General features: G+C 35.5%; 13 protein-coding genes and 1 pseudogene. 9 read left to right on the plus strand and 5 right to left on the minus strand.

What is annotated here, in order from left to right; translation table 11 throughout:
- Positions 1-598: 598 nt before the first annotated feature.
- From H3T96_RS02185 to H3T96_RS02210, 5 genes and pseudogenes are all read left to right on the plus strand, one after another.
- Positions 599-2419 carry an AAA family ATPase gene (locus H3T96_RS02185; RefSeq protein WP_198248573.1) on the plus strand — a complete coding sequence of 607 codons (1821 nt, stop codon included), beginning with the start codon at positions 599-601 and terminating at the stop codon, positions 2417-2419.
- Positions 2420-3067, plus strand: a complete 648-nt coding sequence (locus H3T96_RS02190) for a 4Fe-4S single cluster domain-containing protein (RefSeq protein ID WP_086318528.1) — start codon at positions 2420-2422, stop codon at positions 3065-3067.
- A 16-nt stretch (positions 3068-3083) separates the two neighbouring features.
- Positions 3084-9332 carry an AAA domain-containing protein gene (locus H3T96_RS02195; protein ID WP_144093129.1) on the plus strand — a complete coding sequence of 2083 codons (6249 nt, stop codon included), beginning with the start codon at positions 3084-3086 and terminating at the stop codon, positions 9330-9332.
- The gene (locus tag H3T96_RS02200; RefSeq protein WP_144093047.1) at positions 9329-10678 is read left to right on the plus strand and encodes a hypothetical protein; all 1350 of its coding nucleotides are present in this window, start codon (positions 9329-9331) and stop codon (positions 10676-10678) included. Before H3T96_RS02195 ends, H3T96_RS02200 begins: the two co-directional genes overlap by 4 nt.
- Before the next feature lie 267 nt (positions 10679-10945).
- Positions 10946-11521, plus strand: a pseudogene (locus H3T96_RS02210) (KilA-N domain-containing protein); the annotation flags it as partial.
- A 28-nt stretch (positions 11522-11549) separates the two neighbouring features.
- On the opposite strand, the gene H3T96_RS14950 reads toward H3T96_RS02210, so the two are convergent.
- Together H3T96_RS14950 and H3T96_RS02220 are read right to left on the minus strand one after the other, a co-directional pair.
- Positions 11550-11924, minus strand: a complete 375-nt coding sequence (locus tag H3T96_RS14950) for a helix-turn-helix domain-containing protein (RefSeq protein ID WP_144093127.1) — start codon at positions 11922-11924, stop codon at positions 11550-11552.
- A complete protein-coding gene (locus H3T96_RS02220) occupies positions 11885-12217 on the minus strand; it encodes a hypothetical protein (RefSeq protein WP_144093045.1) in 333 nt (110 codons plus the stop codon). Before H3T96_RS02220 ends, H3T96_RS14950 begins: the two co-directional genes overlap by 40 nt.
- Before the next feature lie 274 nt (positions 12218-12491).
- On the opposite strand from H3T96_RS02220, the gene H3T96_RS02225 reads away from it, so the two are divergent.
- Both H3T96_RS02225 and H3T96_RS14955 read left to right on the plus strand, forming a co-directional pair.
- Positions 12492-12683: a hypothetical protein gene (locus H3T96_RS02225; protein ID WP_144093043.1), complete on the plus strand. Its 192-nt coding sequence runs from the start codon at positions 12492-12494 to the stop codon at positions 12681-12683.
- A gap of 29 nt (positions 12684-12712) precedes the next feature.
- Entirely contained in the window at positions 12713-12850 is a 138-nt protein-coding gene (locus H3T96_RS14955) for a DUF1508 domain-containing protein (RefSeq protein ID WP_186279284.1), read from the plus strand.
- Positions 12851-13199: 349 nt separating this feature from the next.
- Here the strand turns inward: H3T96_RS14955 and H3T96_RS02235 are convergent, their stop codons facing one another.
- Positions 13200-14729 carry a DHA2 family efflux MFS transporter permease subunit gene (locus H3T96_RS02235; protein ID WP_039128058.1) on the minus strand — a complete coding sequence of 510 codons (1530 nt, stop codon included), beginning with the start codon at positions 14727-14729 and terminating at the stop codon, positions 13200-13202.
- An 8-nt stretch (positions 14730-14737) separates the two neighbouring features.
- Complete coding sequence (locus H3T96_RS02240; protein WP_086327240.1) at positions 14738-15913, minus strand: efflux RND transporter periplasmic adaptor subunit; 1176 nt, start codon at positions 15911-15913, stop codon at positions 14738-14740.
- A 456-nt stretch (positions 15914-16369) separates the two neighbouring features.
- Between H3T96_RS02240 and H3T96_RS02245 the strand changes: the two genes are divergently transcribed.
- Together H3T96_RS02245 and H3T96_RS02250 are read left to right on the plus strand one after the other, a co-directional pair.
- Entirely contained in the window at positions 16370-16501 is a 132-nt protein-coding gene (locus H3T96_RS02245; protein ID WP_144093041.1) for an NAD(P)-binding protein, read from the plus strand.
- A 9-nt stretch (positions 16502-16510) separates the two neighbouring features.
- Positions 16511-17107, plus strand: coding sequence for an NAD(P)-binding domain-containing protein (locus H3T96_RS02250; protein WP_144093039.1), 597 nt, complete (start codon positions 16511-16513; stop codon positions 17105-17107).
- Here the strand turns inward: H3T96_RS02250 and H3T96_RS02255 are convergent.
- The coding region (locus tag H3T96_RS02255) for an IS3 family transposase (protein ID WP_198248576.1) at positions 17104-17257 on the minus strand (154 nt) is incomplete at its 5' end. The genes H3T96_RS02250 and H3T96_RS02255 overlap by 4 nt on opposite strands.

Raw genomic sequence — 17257 nt, forward strand, 5'->3', positions numbered from 1 at the left:
AAATCAAATAATATTTCGTATAATCATATAGATAATTAAAATATCTCCTAAAATAAATAGTTGACATTGATGATTTTTTTAAAATAAACCAAATAGGTTTTATGGTTAGCAAACTAAAAAGACGAAGTGATTATCACATTGCTAAAGTAAGTGAATTCAGGCAAAAGGATATTATCAATGGCGGAGAACTTTATTTTAATTGCAATAACAAATAACAAATAACAAATAGCAAATTACAAATACTATTATTTGAGAATGGTGCATTGCAATGAAACCGATAAGATTGATTGGACGATAGACTATTTGTTTAAAACCGATGTGTACCTATGACTTATGAAGCTTGATAATCGGTATGCTTTAGGGAGAGGTGAGGTTTTTAAAGCAAAAAATAAATAATTTTAAGTAAAATGATTAGGAGCCATTGACTGATTGTCAGTAATAGTTTTTTTGTGCTCAACTCAATAAAAAGGGTGGGAAGCTAAATAGGTTAGTATGATAAATATCATTAATCTTTTAAAGAAATGCTAGTTATATCAATATGTTTCTATATAATAGACGATTTAGATTATTGAGGGTGTGTTATTAAGGGATTTTGTACATGACTTATCAGTTTAATAAGCCACGTTGGATGCGTGATTTAGTTAGGTTTTTACCTTTAAAAAGTCAATTTGTTTTGTCGGGTAATATTAGGGATTTACAAGCGTGTGAAGTAGCTCCTCAAGTTATCACACCACAAACATTTGAGTTAACGTTATATCGTGCTCTGCGCAATGTAGGGTATAGTCAAGTACTTATTTGGAATCCTTTATTAGGGTTCTATGGTTTACAAACGCCTGATTTACCCGCTATTGATATTGATAAATTATTACAACAAATAGGGTTAACTTCAGAAAATGGAAAGGCTGTTGCAGGCATTGATTTATTAGGAAATGCTTTAGAAAAGTTTGTTAATCTTAATGACGAACCTATTGCATTGATCATTGATTTTGCCTCACAGTTGACCATTCGAGCTGACAATCTGAGTGCAGCAGAGCATCAACTGTTTACGCGTGCATTAGTCCTTTCTCATCAAGTGAATACCAGACCTGCTGGTGCAAGTCGTACCCCATTTTTTAATACTGTACTTTGGTTGGTAGAAAAAGAGGGCGATTTACCTGACTGGTTATTAATGAATAATCCCCGAATTCGACATATACCAGTTTCTAAGCCAGACAGCGCCTCTCGTCGAGCATTAGCTTCTGCATTAATAAAAGGTATTCCAGGTTCGCAACAAACAAGTCCAGAGTTGCTGGCGAAAGCGGAATCAACCTTTGTTAATAGTACAGAGGGTATGTTACTGCTAGATATGAATGCTATTACCACATTGGCAAGAGTTGAAAAACTGACCATTAATGACATAACTGATGCCGTAAGGCGTTATAAAGTTGGTGTAACGGAAGACCCTTGGCAGAAAATTGATCGTGAAAAAATAGTACAAGCCGATGACTTCGTATATCAACGAGTTAAAGGACAAAATCATGCGGTTGTCCATATGCTAGATATTATAAAGCGTGCGATTACGGGAGTTGGTACTAACCGAAAAGGCAATAGACCCCGCGGAGTAGTTTTTTTAGCAGGTCCAACTGGCGTAGGTAAGACAGAGCTTGCCAAGACAATTACCAGTTTACTGTTTAATGATGAAAGCGCTTATATTCGCTTTGATATGTCTGAGTTTAGTTCAGAATTTTCAGATCAGCGCTTAATTGGTTCACCTCCTGGTTATGTGGGATATGATGTAGGAGGAGAGCTAACTAATGCAATACGTGAAAAACCGTTTAGCGTCGTATTATTTGATGAAATCGAAAAGGCTCATCCTCGTGTAATGGATAAATTTTTGCAGATTTTAGATGATGGTGTTCTTACCTCAGGGCGAGGTGAGCGTGTTTATTTTTCAGAAGCTCTCATTATTTTTACATCCAATCTTGGAATTTATAAACTGACCGAAACAGGAGAGCGTATTGCTAACGTTTCTGCACATGACCAATTTGATGATGTTCAAGCAAAAGTTAAAAATGAAATTGAGCGGCATTTTAAATTTGTCTTAAATCGCCCTGAAATCTTGAATCGAATAGGCGAAAATATCATTGTATTTGACTTTATTCGCCCTGATGTAGCGGAGCAGATATTCCAACAAATGATTGATGGTGTGATTGAAGATTTACAAACACAAGGGGTGATTTTATCTTTTACTCCAGAGGCATTACAAAGTTTGAAGAAGATTGCTTTAGCTGATCTATCAAATGGCGGTCGAGGAATACGTAATCAGATTGAGGCTCATTTATTAAATCCATTGGCTCGTGAGTTGTTTAAGTTAAACCCTCAAGCAGGTCAAGCATTGGAGGTTACTCAGTTACAAGTGGGAAAATTAACCTTGGAGTAAATGGTGTTAAAAGTTGGTATATCGCGCGTTCATTTTCCTGTGACAACACTAGGGCCGGGTAGGCGACTAGGTATTTGGTTTCAAGGCTGTAGTTTACGATGTGAGGGGTGTATTTCAGTTGATACTTGGGCAACAGCAAAAACGTTAATTCCGATTGATCAATTGATGATGGCACTTTCTTCTTACTTACCTTTGGTGGATGGGATTACTATCTCTGGAGGGGAGCCATTCGATCAATTTGATGCATTGTTAGCCATTGTTGTTCAGTTGCGTAAAAAAACAAAGGTCGATATTTTATTGTATACAGGGTATTGCATTGAAGATATCCCTGAACAATTACAGCAAATTAAACCTTACATCGATGTGTTAATCAGTGACCCTTTTCAACGGCAAGCCTCACAAACTTTAAGGTTAAGAGGCAGTGATAATCAACGCTTACACTGTTTTACACCACAAGCAAAAGAAAAATTTGCTTATTATCAACAAGCAGTTACAACCGATGATAACGTGTTGGATGTAATGTTTGATGCAGAAGGGGTCGTTTGGTTCGCTGGCATCCCTAAACGTGATGATTTCGTAAAATTACAAACTATTTTAAAGCAGCAGGGGCACCAGCTAAAGGTGACCACTGATAAAGTAAAGTATTAAGGATTATAGAATGGCAATGATGCGGTTTTGTCCTAATTGTCAAACAGAACGATCTCTTCATGAGATTTTCTGTGAAGGAGTTATTAACGGTGATGTCTGTGGTTGGGATTTATCATCCGTTACTATTAGTGAGACTGGGTGGCGTCCCCAGAATGTTATAACGGTTAATGATGTATTGCCTGAAAATCCTGTGGCGCGCTGTGTTAATGGTCATATCATGGATGCTGGTGATTTAATTTGCATGGATTGTGGTGCAGATTTAGCCGAGATAGATAGCTCTGAAAATACAGAACAAATATCTTCTAACCAAGAAGAACTCGTAAGCGACTCTCATATTACAACCATTGATAATTGGCAGTTACTGCAACTTATTAGCCAAACGGATGGTGTGCGTGAACGCTATTTGGTTAAAAGATTGAAAGATGAAAAACGTGCCGTTTTAACACTTTATCATGCTGGTTATGAACCCAATATTGATGTATATGAGGTTTTACGTAATCTTCCTCGTGAGCATGTGCCGGAAATTATTTGTAAAGGCCGTTGGAACGATCAAGCTTACGTTGTGGCAGAAGAATTAACTGGTGGAGTATTAGCTGACCTTGGTATGGTCATTAATGACATGGATACTATTCGCCATGTTCTAACAGAGCTAGGTCAAGCTCTAAATGCTTTTACTGCAGCAGGTTTACGTCATTGTGATTTAAGACCGAATAATTTATTAGTACGAACCAAAGAGCCTTTGGATTTAGTGATCACAGGGTTTGGATCGGCAAGACTCTCCGAATTTGATTTAGAAGTTACATCACCTTTAACGACTACTTTTTATACCGCGCCAGAAGTCGTGGCAGGCGGTGTGAGTGTCGCTTCCGACTGGTGGAGTTTGGGTATTATTCTACTGGAGCAATTGACACAAGGTAAATGCTTTGAAGGCATCAATACACAAGCATTTATTATTCAGGTATTGGCCAATGGTATAGATATTCCAACCACTTTAGACCCTCGGTTACAATTATTATTAAGAGGACTGTTGACTAAAGACCACCATCAGCGTTGGCAATGGCATGAAGTCCAAGCATGGATTAATGGCGAGTCTGTAGAGACGGCAGAAATTGTGCAACCGACTGCACAAGACATTGATCTTGATAAAAGCATTTCCTTAGGTGGAAAAAACTACTATAGAATTAAATTATTTGCGTTAAATGCGGCAAATCCTGTTAATTGGCAGGAAGCGGTTGAGCTTTTATCTCGAGGAAATTTAGTGACATGGTTAGAGCAAACAGCTTACGACGCAACAAATTTAGCTTCCATAAGAGAGGTTATGCGTAAACAGGATTTAACACCAGATATGCAATTGATGGTGGTGTTAAAGATTTTAAATCCAGATATTCCGCTCATTCTAGTCGGTGATATTGTAACGCCAAATTGGTTACTGCAACACCCTAGTGATGGTTACCAGCTTATTACAGGTGATATTCCAAGCATACTAAAAGAATCTGAGGTGTGGTTATGGCGTTTACATGAGCGTGCGAATATGGTTCGCCAGCGTGCATTAAACTTACAAATAAAACTTGATGAAGAAGTTTTAAAGATCCATTTGTTATCAGCGTCAAGAGCTCAATTAGCAGCAATATGGTCGGAAAAAAGTGCCTTGTTTCCAGATGCGAATAACGCAGGGCTAATGTCATTATTAGAGAGACGAACCATTAGCGAAGAAGATTTAATTGTTTTACTTAGCGCTGAACTTGGGCAGTTTAAATCATTAGATACTGTAGTTAAAGAATCACTCTCACTAGGAAGAAAATTTAATCTTGATATGGATGATAATGCGTTAAGAACGTTGATCGTGCAGCCTCGTTTAACGCTTTATCAACAGCTAAATGAAAGGATAGAGGGATTTGCCAGTACAGACTTGGATGAAGTCGATCAATGGGTAGAGCAATACCGTCTTGAAAAGCGCATGCCATTAACGAGATTGTTGGTTTTATTAAGTATTGGGCTTGAAAAATGGGTTAAACCACATAAACGTCAGTATACCTATCAGGTTATAGATTTCTTTCATAAAAAAGCCACTACCTCTATATTGCAAGGTCCTTTGGTGAGAATGCACCTTGGAATGTACACTGGGCGTGTCGATATTAATTTATTGGGTACGGAAATAACACCCGCTAATAAGTTGTTAGATCATATTGTACAGCGTAATAGCCGACAGCAAGCCATTGATGTGGCTGCTTTTCAAGCCAATAGTCTTATTGAGTATCAGTTGAATAATTTATACCGTCAATCTAATCTCTATAGAAGAGATACAGGTATTGATGGGTTATATATGGGATTTCCATTTTTACTTTATCAAGAACCTAATAATTATCGATTACCTCGTATTGCTCCGCTATTACTCTGGCCCATTAAGCTTAATTATGATATGGGCGTTCGCAATCGTATCACTTTAGCTTTTGATAATGAACGTGAAGAAATTAGGGTTAATCCTGCATTAGAAGGCATGTTAGGAAAGACCTTGTATGAGGGGTGGCAAAGCGTTATAGATGAGTTATTATCCAGATCTGCCCTGACGACACTTGAGGTCATGGATGCATTGACTGCTTTGGGGCGTGTATTGTCTCAACAAGTACAAAATCTACCTATTAACGTTGAAACTGAACGTGGTGAAGTGTGCTTTGCATGTTCAGCTGTCTTATTTGATGTTAATTTCTTAGGTCAATCTATTGGTGAAGAACTTAACCGTTTAAAGAAATTATCACCAGTTAATACCGCATTAGAAACGGCATTACGTTTGAAACCTTATCAAGCATTTGCTGAGATTCCTGAAAAGCCTGTAGAGTTAGATCGTTATTTTTCGGTGGCTAGTGACCCTTCGCAAGAAAATGCTGTTTTGCAAGCACGACAAGAATCAGGACTCCTAATTGAAGGTCCTCCTGGGACAGGAAAAAGTCAGACAATTGTAAATATGGTGGGAGATGCTATTGGTCGAAATAAAACCGTATTGATTGTTTGCCAGAAAAAAGCTGCCTTAGAAGTTGTATATAAACGATTAGCCGCCGAAGGGCTAGATGCACGCAGTATCATGATCAATGATATTAATGCGGATAGAAATACGGTGATAAATAGTATACGAGAACAACTGGATCTATTATTTAAATCTCCTAAAAGAACAGATTGGATCGAAAAACGTAAGCAAGTTGCAGCCAAAATTACAGATTTAGAAAATCGTTTAGATAGTTATCATGAGGCGTTACATCAACAAGATCCTCAAATATGGTTAAGTTATAGAGAGTTGATTGCTGAATTAATTGGTATTAATAAAGATTATCAGTTATTTGCGGCACCTCAATTAAGATCAGCGGTGAGTGATTGCAATCCACAACAGTTAATGGATTTAGAAAATGAGTGTGCGCCGTTAGTGCGTTTTTGGTTGCCTGCCTGTTATGAAAATAGCCCATTAGTCCATTTAAAAGCTTTTTCCCATGATTTAGCGACGCTGGAAGATTTTAAAAAATTCTTTACCTATTTTTTAACCGTTGAGCAGCTAAGAATAGATAAGTTGAGTAGTAGAGCTCGATTTGAGATAGACAATCCAAAACCCTACCAGCAATGGATTGAAACCGAGGGAAATCATTTTCTAACAATTTCAGAAAGTATCCGATCGCGGTTAGTAAAATGGTTGCCTCTGTTTAAGCCGAATACAGATGCTTCTGCTGAGTTAGAAAGCGATTTACTAATTAACCAACTGACTTTACTACAAGAGCGCTTAGCATTGTTAAATGAAAGCAGTTGGTGTGATTTATCGCTTAAACTTTGCTTGTTAGAGTCTGATGTATTAAATGATTTATCAGACAAAGCAAGGCTGATGGTAATGCCTAAACCTTGGTATGGTTTCTTAAGTATTAAACGTTATAAAACAAAGCGAGCGTTATTAGCATTTTTAGCATTACAAGGAGAATTGCCAAATTTAGAGAGTATTCCTAAACTCTATAATGCATTAGTGCTTGAGCAGGAATATCGCCCAATACGTCAAGAAATACAGGCTATATGCGCTAAACTGCAATTGCCTGTGCCTGATAATCGTACAAATCTAAATATAAAAAATATCGTCAGTGAAATAGTAACAGGTTTGCAGGAGGTGAAAAAATGGGCTGAAAGGATTATGGCTGCTCCTCACTGTGAAGAAGTTGAAAAATCAGTTCTACAAAGTAAAGTAGCATTTGAACACTTATTAAATGATTATAATGCCGCTTTTGAAAGATATGAATCACGTAAAACTTCCCTAGAGGCACTGTTGCCGTTAGTGAGTTATTTTGAAGATACACTTTATGGATACTGCAAAACTGCCATCGAAAAAAATGAAGTTTCATCTCTGTTGCTGATAGAAATTAATCGTGTTCTTGATACCCTTGAAGCTTACCAATATTTTAGAAAACGAGTCCCGCAACTATCAGCTAAAGCGATTAAATTGTTTGAACGTTTAAGGTTCTATCAGGAGGACTTAAATTGTTTACCTGTTACAGAGCTTGATAAAAGTTTTAGACAACTATTAAATTATGAGGCTAAACAGACATGGAAAACGCGTATTGAGCAAGATAACCCTGTACTGCTAACCAATGCGGATGAAATACAACAACAAATTGAGTCTTTAGCAACTGCAGATGAAGAGATCCGAGAGTTAAATAACATTCTGTTTAGGCACAATATTCCTGTCGACAAGTTGGCGAGTGCTAGAGAATGGGAGGATATTACACGATTAACAGGGCAACGCGCGAGAAGATTACGAGAGTTTGTTGAGCAAGGTGAGCCTTTAGGTCTTATGAGTTTAAGACCTATTTGGTTAATGAATCCTGATATTGTGAGTCGGCTATTACCTCTAAAGGCAGGTTTGTTTGATGTGGTTATTTTTGATGAGGCTTCACAAATGCCTGTCGAGTATGCAATACCCTCACTTTACCGAGGTAAAGTGGCGATCGTTAGTGGGGATGAAAAACAAATGCCACCTAGCTCTTTCTTTAGTGCACAAGTAGAACTTGAGGAAGATTTAGATCTAAATTTAAATACTGAATTAACCAATGAAGAACAGCAAGAAGTATTGCAAGGCCAATGGAACTCAAAAGAAATTATGGATTGTCCTGATTTATTGCAACTTGCTCGTTCGGTGCTACCTACAACGAGCTTACAAATTCATTATCGTTCGGCATATAGAGAGTTAATTGATTTTTCGAATGCCGCTTTTTATATGAATCAATTAAATATACCAGTTCGTCACCCTTTAAACACAATTAAACAAGCTCAGCCGATAGAGTATATATGGGCAAATGGTGTATATGAACAGCAGACAAATCCAAAAGAAGCCAATACAGTTGTTCAAGTTGTGTCCGAAATTTGGCAGCAGTCATCGAGCAAGCGTCCTTCTATAGGAGTCGTTACATTTAATAAAAAACAGGCTGATTTAATTGAAAAGATATTTTATGAAAAAGCAGCTCAAGATAAAACGTTTGCCACCATCTATAAAGAAGAAAATCAACGGGTAGATAACGGCGAAGATATGTCGATTTTTATTAAAAATGTTGAAAATGTTCAAGGGGATGAACGAGATATTATTGTGTTTTCGACAACTTTTGGATGCAATGAGAAAGGAATATTTAGACGCAATTTCGGTGTATTAGGCCAACAAGGTGGTGAAAGAAGGCTTAATGTGGCCATTACAAGGGCCCGTAAAAAAGTAGTTTTAGTCTCATCAATGCCAATAGGCGATATTTCTGACATGTTATCTGGCAAACAGATCCCAACTACGCCTAGAGATTATTTACAGTGCTATTTAGCCTATGCTAAAGCATTGTCAGAAGGTGATTTTGAGTATAGTAAAGATTTACTTAATCGGGTTGTGGGAAATAGTCAGTTTGTTATTGAAAGGGCAGAGACTAAAAGACAAGATGCTTTTCTTGATGATGTTGAAGCTTTCATCCAATCTATGGGTGTAGGATATAAACGTCAATCGGGTAATGGAGTATTTGCGTTAGATTTTGCGATTGAAGATCCAGCAACGAAACTATACAGCATAGGTATTGAATGTGATGCGCCTATTAATCCATTATTAACTCATGCTAGATCTCGTGAAATTTGGCGACAATCGGTTTTAAGACATGCAATTCCAAATATTTTACGTATTTCATCACATAATTGGTACGAAAATAAAGAACAAGAAAAGAAACGTTTAAAAACGTTGGTTGAAACTGTATTAACACAAGAGGTAAGTCAATGAGTGGGCCAAAAGTTGTCAAAATTGTTACGCTAGAAGAAGTCACGGCTACTTGTGAAGGCCATTTAGCCCGTCTTGATCAATCGATTAAGCAATGGCAAAACTCAATGGATAAATTGGGTGAAACAGATGAAATGTTTTATGAAAAGACAATTGCAAAACGAAAAACCTTTGATCAGATGTTAAAAGTAAAGCGTTTCGTAGAAATACAAAAACTTGTACCGATGGAAATAACCATTCTCGAAGATGATATTGCAAAACGCCGACAATTAATTGTAGCATCAAAAAGCCAAGCAGCAATTGAAGAAAAGCAAGCAAAAGAAAATATCAAAGCTGTGGTTAATTTATTAAATAATAAACAAGTGGTACTTTCAGATGAATTAAATAACGATTTACAGGAAGCGATTAAAGGTAAATATCAGGGTAATATTAATCAACTTTTAACTAAAGCCTTTAATTTACTCAAGCCTAACAACACCACAGAACTTTCACAAAAGCAAAAAGCTTTGCTCAATCGTATGGTGGAAGATGACACCACGCAAACTTTTGCAAGCTGGATAGAGAAACAAAATATTGAATTACAAAAAGACCCTTATATACATAAAATTGAACTCTATCTTGCTGAATTATCATTTGAGCGAAAAGAAGTTTATGATGTATTTATTGAGCGTTTAAATGTTATTGAACAAGAGTTTCAACATAGCCGTCAGAAACTATTGCTTGATAGTTTTGTGTTAGACTTGGCTCAAGCAGTTAAAGAAGCCAAGGAGCGTGGAGCTTTACAAACAAAATTAGAATTATTATTAGCCGAATTACACCAAACAACAATGGAACCTTTAGATTTTGATCTAAATACACTTGATGTGATTGATGTTAACCAATTGAAAGAATTAATTGATAGGTGTGAACAAACGCTAGCACAAATAACCGAAAAAAATGTAGCGACTTACAGACAACAAGCCATTTTGCAAGGATTGGCTAGTCTTGGATATGAAGTACGACACGGTATGGATACTCAGTGGGTGCAAGATGGGCGATTAGTTTTACGCAATCCGTCCACACCAGGCTATGGTATAGAGTTAGCCGGTAAAGCAGAGGCGGCGCGTATGCAGGTACGTGCAGTTAAATTGACTTCTGAAAATGATCATAATCGTGACAAAGATATAGAAACGCTTTGGTGTGGTGATTTTACCAAATTACAGCAATGGCTAGCCAAACAAGGCTCAGACTTAATTATTGAAAAAGCATTGCCTGTAGGTGCGGTTGCTCTAAAATCTGTTATAACAGAGGAGATTGACTCTTCAGAACTAGCGACTGATCAAAAAACATTATTTTCTAAAAAAATATAAGATTATGAAGTAAATTAATGTATTGTTGAACTATCTTCGCTTAAGATTAATTTACTTGTTCGCTAATTGCTATCTGATCTTCGTCAAAATATTAAGCAGTACTTACCCTCTAATATTGTTATTTAAGTAATACTGCTTTTCATGTTGCTATAGCGATATCCAGCCATTGGCTGAATGATGACGAATACGATTATAATAAATTTCAATGTATTCAAATAGTGTTGATTTATCGGCTAATAATGCCATCCAATACTTTATCTAAACAAGCTCTCTGCTAAGAAATGGAGTGATCTCACCGGAGCTATTGGCCTACAAGCCAAGGCAGGTCGTTACGGTGGCACTTATGCCCATAAAGATATTGCTTTTGAGTTCGGATCATGGCTCAGATCTGAATTCAAGCTCTATCTAATTAAAGAATTTCAAAGAGTTAAAGATGAATAAGCCAAAGCAATGTCATTGGAATGGAATTTCCAACGTACTTTGGCAAAGGTCAACTACCGCATACATACAGATGCCATTAAAGAACACTTGATTCCGATACAATTAACAAATGCACAGACAGGGAAAGTGTATGCCAGTGAAGCAGACTTACTGAATATGGCTTTGTTTGGTATGACAGCAGCACAATGGCGACAAGCCAATCCTGATCAAAAAGGAAACACACGTGATGTTGCTACATTAGAGCAATTAGTCGTTTTATCTAATCTGGAAAGTATTAACTCAGTCTTAATTCATCAAGGTATAAGTGGTTTCGAACGCTTGATACAATTCAATGGTCTTGCGATTAATCAAATGCAATCTTTGGTCAATATTTCTGAAACGAAGAATCTTATATTCAGTTAGTAGTATATAAACGATAATACAGTGTATTTTAGGTATGTAATGCCTGAAATACGCTGTACAAACAGTAATGTTTTCCACACATAATGTCATTATTATCAATTATTAAAGCTCGTTTCAGTTGTGATGGTCTCAGCCCCGAACTAGATAAACAAGTTCTGCTAAAATGAGCCAAATCAGAAAATCCCATATCACTGGCTAATTTTGTCAGTGTTGTAGGGGAGTCGAGTATATCAATTACATCCTGTAATCTTTTCCACAATAGATAACCCCTGAAATTAATACCCAACTCAGAACGAAAAAGATGAAGAAAGCGACTTTCAGAAAGGTGTATTTTTTCGGCGATTTCCCTCGATGAAATTTGCTTTATGGGTAATGATGAAATAATAGAGACTGCTTTATTAATGCGGTTATCATGATCACATGAACAATTAGGATCTTTGACTCATATAATAACTTATATACGTGATAAAGCTCAAATGGTTGGCTAATAGTAACAGATTTCATAAAATAACTGGCAATTTTTAATGCTTCTTTGTTAGTAAGAAAATAAACAGGATTAGTTTCAGTAAAATGCGATAATAAGTGATAATAGGGATCTTCTGGGTCAATAAGCAAATTAATACAACAGACATCTGGTGCACTCAGTTTATGGGAAACATTTGATTGAATAATAAAACCAAACACATTTTTTTTCATCTGGTGTTTCTAGCTCAAAAGACACAGTGTGCAATGATATTGTCAATTGAAGAGAAGGGTGACGATGTCAATCCGTCGTGATATTGTATATAAAAAGCAATGTAGATAAATTTTGTCGGTGCACTTTAACTAACAAATTATTGTCTAAAATGATATTTTATCCTTGCTAAATAAACATCCTTGTCATTAAAAACAGTAATATAAACCATATGTAAAGATTATTCATATATACGTAATTCGATTAACTTAAACTAACTAAAGGATAACACATGTCATGTATAAAGTTAATCAAGAACAATACAAACGTATTTTTGGCTATTTTAAACCTATCACCAAAAACTTTATTATAGGATCTCAAAATATTTCGCAATCTTTTTGCCATTTTTCAGTAGATAATTTTAATATTAATAATTTTGATGATTTACCATTAAAATTAAAAAAAAAGATATTCAATACTTTCCAGTAAGAAGAAAAATAGAGTTCTTAGCTGATAGAGTGTGTTCTGCTACGGCATTAGAAAACTTATTGCGTGATGGAGAATATTACTGGAGACTAAAAAATTCCAACGGAGCCGTTATATGGCCTAAAAACAGAGCTGGTTCAATATCTCACTCTAATAATTTTGTACAATAAAACACTCAAATGAGGTTCAATGCATAGGAGTTGATATAGAAAAAATAATGTCCGCTCAAAAAGCAATTGATTTAAGTCAAACGATCCTAAAATGCGCTACTCCCAGTGACATGATAATGGACATAACACATTACATTACTTTAGTATTTTCAGCCCAAGAGAGTTTATATAAGGTGTTCAGCTCAACTGGTATTACACTGTCATATAAAGATATTTTTTGCATAGGTATAAACAAAGAAAAAAACATGTACATTACATGTAGGTAATCCGATCAATAAAGTTTTTGAAGTTCATTTTTATTTTTCAAAATATTATAATCTTGTTATGACTTACGTACTTATCTAACTAACTATTTTTCTATTTCATTCTTTGATGTAATGGTTGATTTTGCAAACCAAACAACTATGATTAATAGTAGAAAAATAATTCCATATAGCCAAAAAATTTCGTTGGTTGCGATTACCAGCCCCTGATTAGTAATATTTTGTGCTAGTTTTGCCGAAGCTTGAGTTTCAGAAAAACCTTGCAACTGAAACTGCTGATATGTGTATTCTAGCGTTTGTATATTTTGATTCATTAGATCAGTTAGTTGATTGTGATGAATTGCTTCACGATGTTCCCATAATGAATTTGTTAAAGAAGTACCAATGGAAGTAGATAATGTTCTAAAAAAATTAAATAAACTTCCTGCTGCCGCTAACTTGTGAGAAGGTATATCAGTTAAAATTATTATATTCAAAGGCATAACAAAGCAAGCTATCGCAAATCCTTGAAAGAATTGGGGCCATGCAGAACTCGAAAAATCCATATTAGGCTCAAACGAGTAAGCTCTCCAAAAAAAGCACAAAGCAAAAACAATGAAACCAAAAGTCACAAGCTTCCTCATATCTAGATAAGGAACAAAACGGCCGACTATTGGAGCAAGAACGATAGGAACTAAACCGATGGGAGACAATGCTAATCCTGCCCACGTTGCAGTGTAACCAAAAACTCGTTGTAATAGCTGTGGTTGCATAACTAATGTCCCTATATGTAGCAAAAATGCCAAACTTATGCAAATCGTCCCTACTGTAAAATTTCTTGATCTAAATAAAGATAGATCAACAATAGGATGATTCGATGTCATTTCCCAAAGAACAAAAAAAGAAAGTGTTACTAACGCTATCACAGATAAAATAATAATTTCAGATGAATTAAACCAATCCAGTTCTTTCCCTCTATCTAAAATAAGCTGTAAACTGCCAACACCAAATATTAATAAAGCAAGCCCGATAGTATCTATTCGAGATTTACTTATTTCTGTTTCTCGTCCTTTTAATAATATTTTAATACTTATCCAAGCTATTAGACCAATTGGCACATTTAGTAAAAAAATCCAGCCCCAAAATAAATTGTCACTTATCCATCCACCCAAAATAGGTCCACAGACGGGAGCAATAATAATAGTCATCGACCATATTGCTAAAGACATATTTTTTTTGGAATTTGGAGAGTTAGCTAATAATAAGCTTTGAGAAAGAGGAATAATTGGTCCAGAAACCGCACCTTGTAGTACTCGTGAAATAATTAACATTTCAAGGCTGTTGGAGACACCACATAACCAAGAGGCTAAAACAAACAAGAAAATTGAAAACAAAAATAACTTAACTTCCCCAAAGTACTTAGCTAGCCATCCAGATAAAGGAATTGAAATGGCATTGGATACGGCAAATGATGTAATTACCCATGTTGCTTGGCTAGTTGATGTTCCTAGGTTTCCAGCAATAGTAGAAAGTGCTACATTGGCAATTGTTAAATCTAAAATTTGTAAGAAGGCCACTGTTGCCAATGCAACAATAAGCCCAATTAATTTTGCACCTGATAGATATAATGGTGACATTTTATGATTCACTGAATATTACTCTCTAAAATTAAGTTATTTTGCATAATTTCTCGTACTAGTTGCTCGAATTCATCTAAGTCGTAAGCAAGTACATCTGTTTGATATTTAATTTCTTGAGGTGAAATATCAGTAAGTAATTTTCCACTTACATCACTGGTATCCACTGTTACATACATAGATAACCCCACCCGTAATGGATATTCCTTAATTTGCTCTTTATTCAATTCAATACGAACAGGTAAACGCTGAATTACTTTAATCCAATTTCCTGTTGCATTTTGTGCTGGTAATAACGAAAATGCACTTCCCGTTCCCATAGCAATTCCTGTAATCACCCCGTCGAATTTAATATCATCTCCATAAAAATCACTAGTTAACTTAACTTTTTGTCCTAATCGAATGTGTTTTAGTTGAACTTCTTTAAAGTTAGCTTCTACCCAAACTTGATCCAAAGGAACAATAACTAATAATCGTTCTCCTCTATTAACCTGTGTTCCAACTTGGACTTGGCGCCTTGAAACATATCCAGTGACAGGGGAAACAATTGTTACTCGTTTTAAGTTAAGCCAAGCTTCCTTTAGTTTAGAAATAGCTTGCTGAATGCGTGGCTGTTCTAATAATGAATTCTGCATTAATAGGGCATTATTAATTTCTAACTCTTGCTTGGAAATATTTAAGTCATTTGACGCAATTAATACATCTTGCCTAGCATGTTCTATTTCTTCTTGTGAAATAGCATTACGAGACCAAAGGCCTTCTCTCCGAGCTAAATCTTTTTCTAATTTATCTAATGTCGCTTGCTTTAATTGAATACTTGCTGACAATTTTTCAGTTGTCAGTTTGATCTGTTGAGTTTCTCTTATTACCTTGGCTAATTCATTTTTTGCATAACTAAAATTATTTTCAGCATCAATTGATTCTAATTGAGCGATAACATCTTTTTTTCTCACAAAGTCATTATCATCAACGTAAATGGAGGAAATTCCTCCGCTTATTTGAGTATGAATTGGAATTTGATTTCCCATAACATACGCATTATCTGTAGATTGTGTAAACCGAGAAAACATGTACCAAAAAATGAAGTATCCTATCCCTGAAACTAGGAAAATAACAGATAAAATAATCAATTTTTTATATCGTGTTAAACCATTGAATTGTCGGCCATCGGTGTTGTTTTCCATTGTACACTCCATTACATCTTTCATTTTAATCATAGCTTCTATGAACAGCATCACAAAATGCTGTTTCATTAAGCAGACATTCCACCATCAATAACTAGAGTTTGACCCGTAATATAATTACCCCCACAACCGAGTAAAAAATTCACAGATATAGCCATTTCCTTATTATTTTCCATTATGTTACTCCATCTCTTGTTTGGTTATTAGATTGTGAAAAGTTAACGACATTGTATAAATGGGTGAGTAATATTGTCTTGAACAAATAAGCTGACTTCATTTTATAAAAAAATCATTAATTTATTTAACTCTCTATATTTCAAATAGTTATTTATTCTTTGACAATTATTTTCATTTAAAAAAAAGAATGAGAGATCTAATATAGCTAGTTTATTTAATTAAATAACTTTTGAATTGATATATGCTCACCCAACATATATCAATTAGAGGATAAAATTCATGACTTACGACTGTGTAATCATTGGTGCTGGACAAGCTGGACTGTGTTTAGCATCATTTCTGACTGAAAAAAATATCACTGTTCTTATATTAGAAAGAGATGAACGTATAGGAGACGTCTGGCGTAGATGACCAGATAGTATGCGGTTGTTTACACCAAGAGCAATGAATCAGCTACCAGATTTAATTATGGCTGGTGATCAAAAAGGGTATCCAGATAAGCATGAAATGGCTGATTACTTAGAGTTTTACGCTCAACATAACAAATTACATGTATTGCTAAATAAAAATGTATATTCTGTAGAATATAATGATCAAATTTATTCTTTAAAAACTCAAGATGGAGAAACTTTTCAAGCAAAGTGTTTGGTCAATGCAACAGGGGCAAATCAGAAAGTTAATGTTCTTGATATTTCCAGAGATATTCCAGCAGATATACAGCAGCTGACAATAGATCAGTATCAAAATCCAGAACAACTGTCTTCAAAAAATATTGCAATAATTGGTGATGGTTCTGGTGGCCGCCAAGTTGCTAAAGAGTTAGCTGAAACACATAATGTAACTTTGTTTTGTGGCTCTCCTCGTCCATTTGCTCCCCAGGAACTGTTTGGAATAAACACATTAATTTTATTAAAAAAATTGTCTATTTTAAATTCTGACTCTCGAAGCATTATAGGTCGTTGGCTTAGGAAACGAAATTTAATACCTTGTAACGATAGATCCTCGCCAATATATTAGACAGTGCCCACCTCTATCATTTTTTCATTTTGGTAATATTGTTGTTCATATTGTTCAGGTGATAGCCAGCCATTGGCTGAATGACGGCGTATCCGATTATAATAGATTTCAATATATTCAAATAGTGCTTTATTAGCCAGTTTCCTCGTT

The sequence above is a fragment of the Gilliamella sp. W8136 genome (assembly GCF_016101285.1).
Classification (GTDB): domain Bacteria; phylum Pseudomonadota; class Gammaproteobacteria; order Enterobacterales; family Orbaceae; genus Gilliamella; species Gilliamella apicola_N.

What these genes read in the sequence shown, in the direction of transcription:
- H3T96_RS02185 (WP_198248573.1), top strand. Translation starts at nt 599, where the DNA reads ATGACTTATCAGTTTAATAAGCCACGTTGGATGCGTGATTTAGTTAGG.
- H3T96_RS02190 (WP_086318528.1), top strand. Translation starts at nt 2,420, where the DNA reads ATGGTGTTAAAAGTTGGTATATCGCGCGTTCATTTTCCTGTGACAACA.
- H3T96_RS02195 (WP_144093129.1), top strand. Translation starts at nt 3,084, where the DNA reads ATGATGCGGTTTTGTCCTAATTGTCAAACAGAACGATCTCTTCATGAG.
- H3T96_RS02200 (WP_144093047.1), top strand. Translation starts at nt 9,329, where the DNA reads ATGAGTGGGCCAAAAGTTGTCAAAATTGTTACGCTAGAAGAAGTCACG.
- H3T96_RS02220 (WP_144093045.1), bottom strand. Translation starts at nt 12,217, where the DNA reads ATGAAAAAAAATGTGTTTGGTTTTATTATTCAATCAAATGTTTCCCAT.
- H3T96_RS02225 (WP_144093043.1), top strand. Translation starts at nt 12,492, where the DNA reads ATGTATAAAGTTAATCAAGAACAATACAAACGTATTTTTGGCTATTTT.
- H3T96_RS02235 (WP_039128058.1), bottom strand. Translation starts at nt 14,729, where the DNA reads ATGTCACCATTATATCTATCAGGTGCAAAATTAATTGGGCTTATTGTT.
- H3T96_RS02240 (WP_086327240.1), bottom strand. Translation starts at nt 15,913, where the DNA reads ATGGAAAACAACACCGATGGCCGACAATTCAATGGTTTAACACGATAT.
- H3T96_RS02245 (WP_144093041.1), top strand. Translation starts at nt 16,370, where the DNA reads ATGACTTACGACTGTGTAATCATTGGTGCTGGACAAGCTGGACTGTGT.
- H3T96_RS02250 (WP_144093039.1), top strand. Translation starts at nt 16,511, where the DNA reads ATGCGGTTGTTTACACCAAGAGCAATGAATCAGCTACCAGATTTAATT.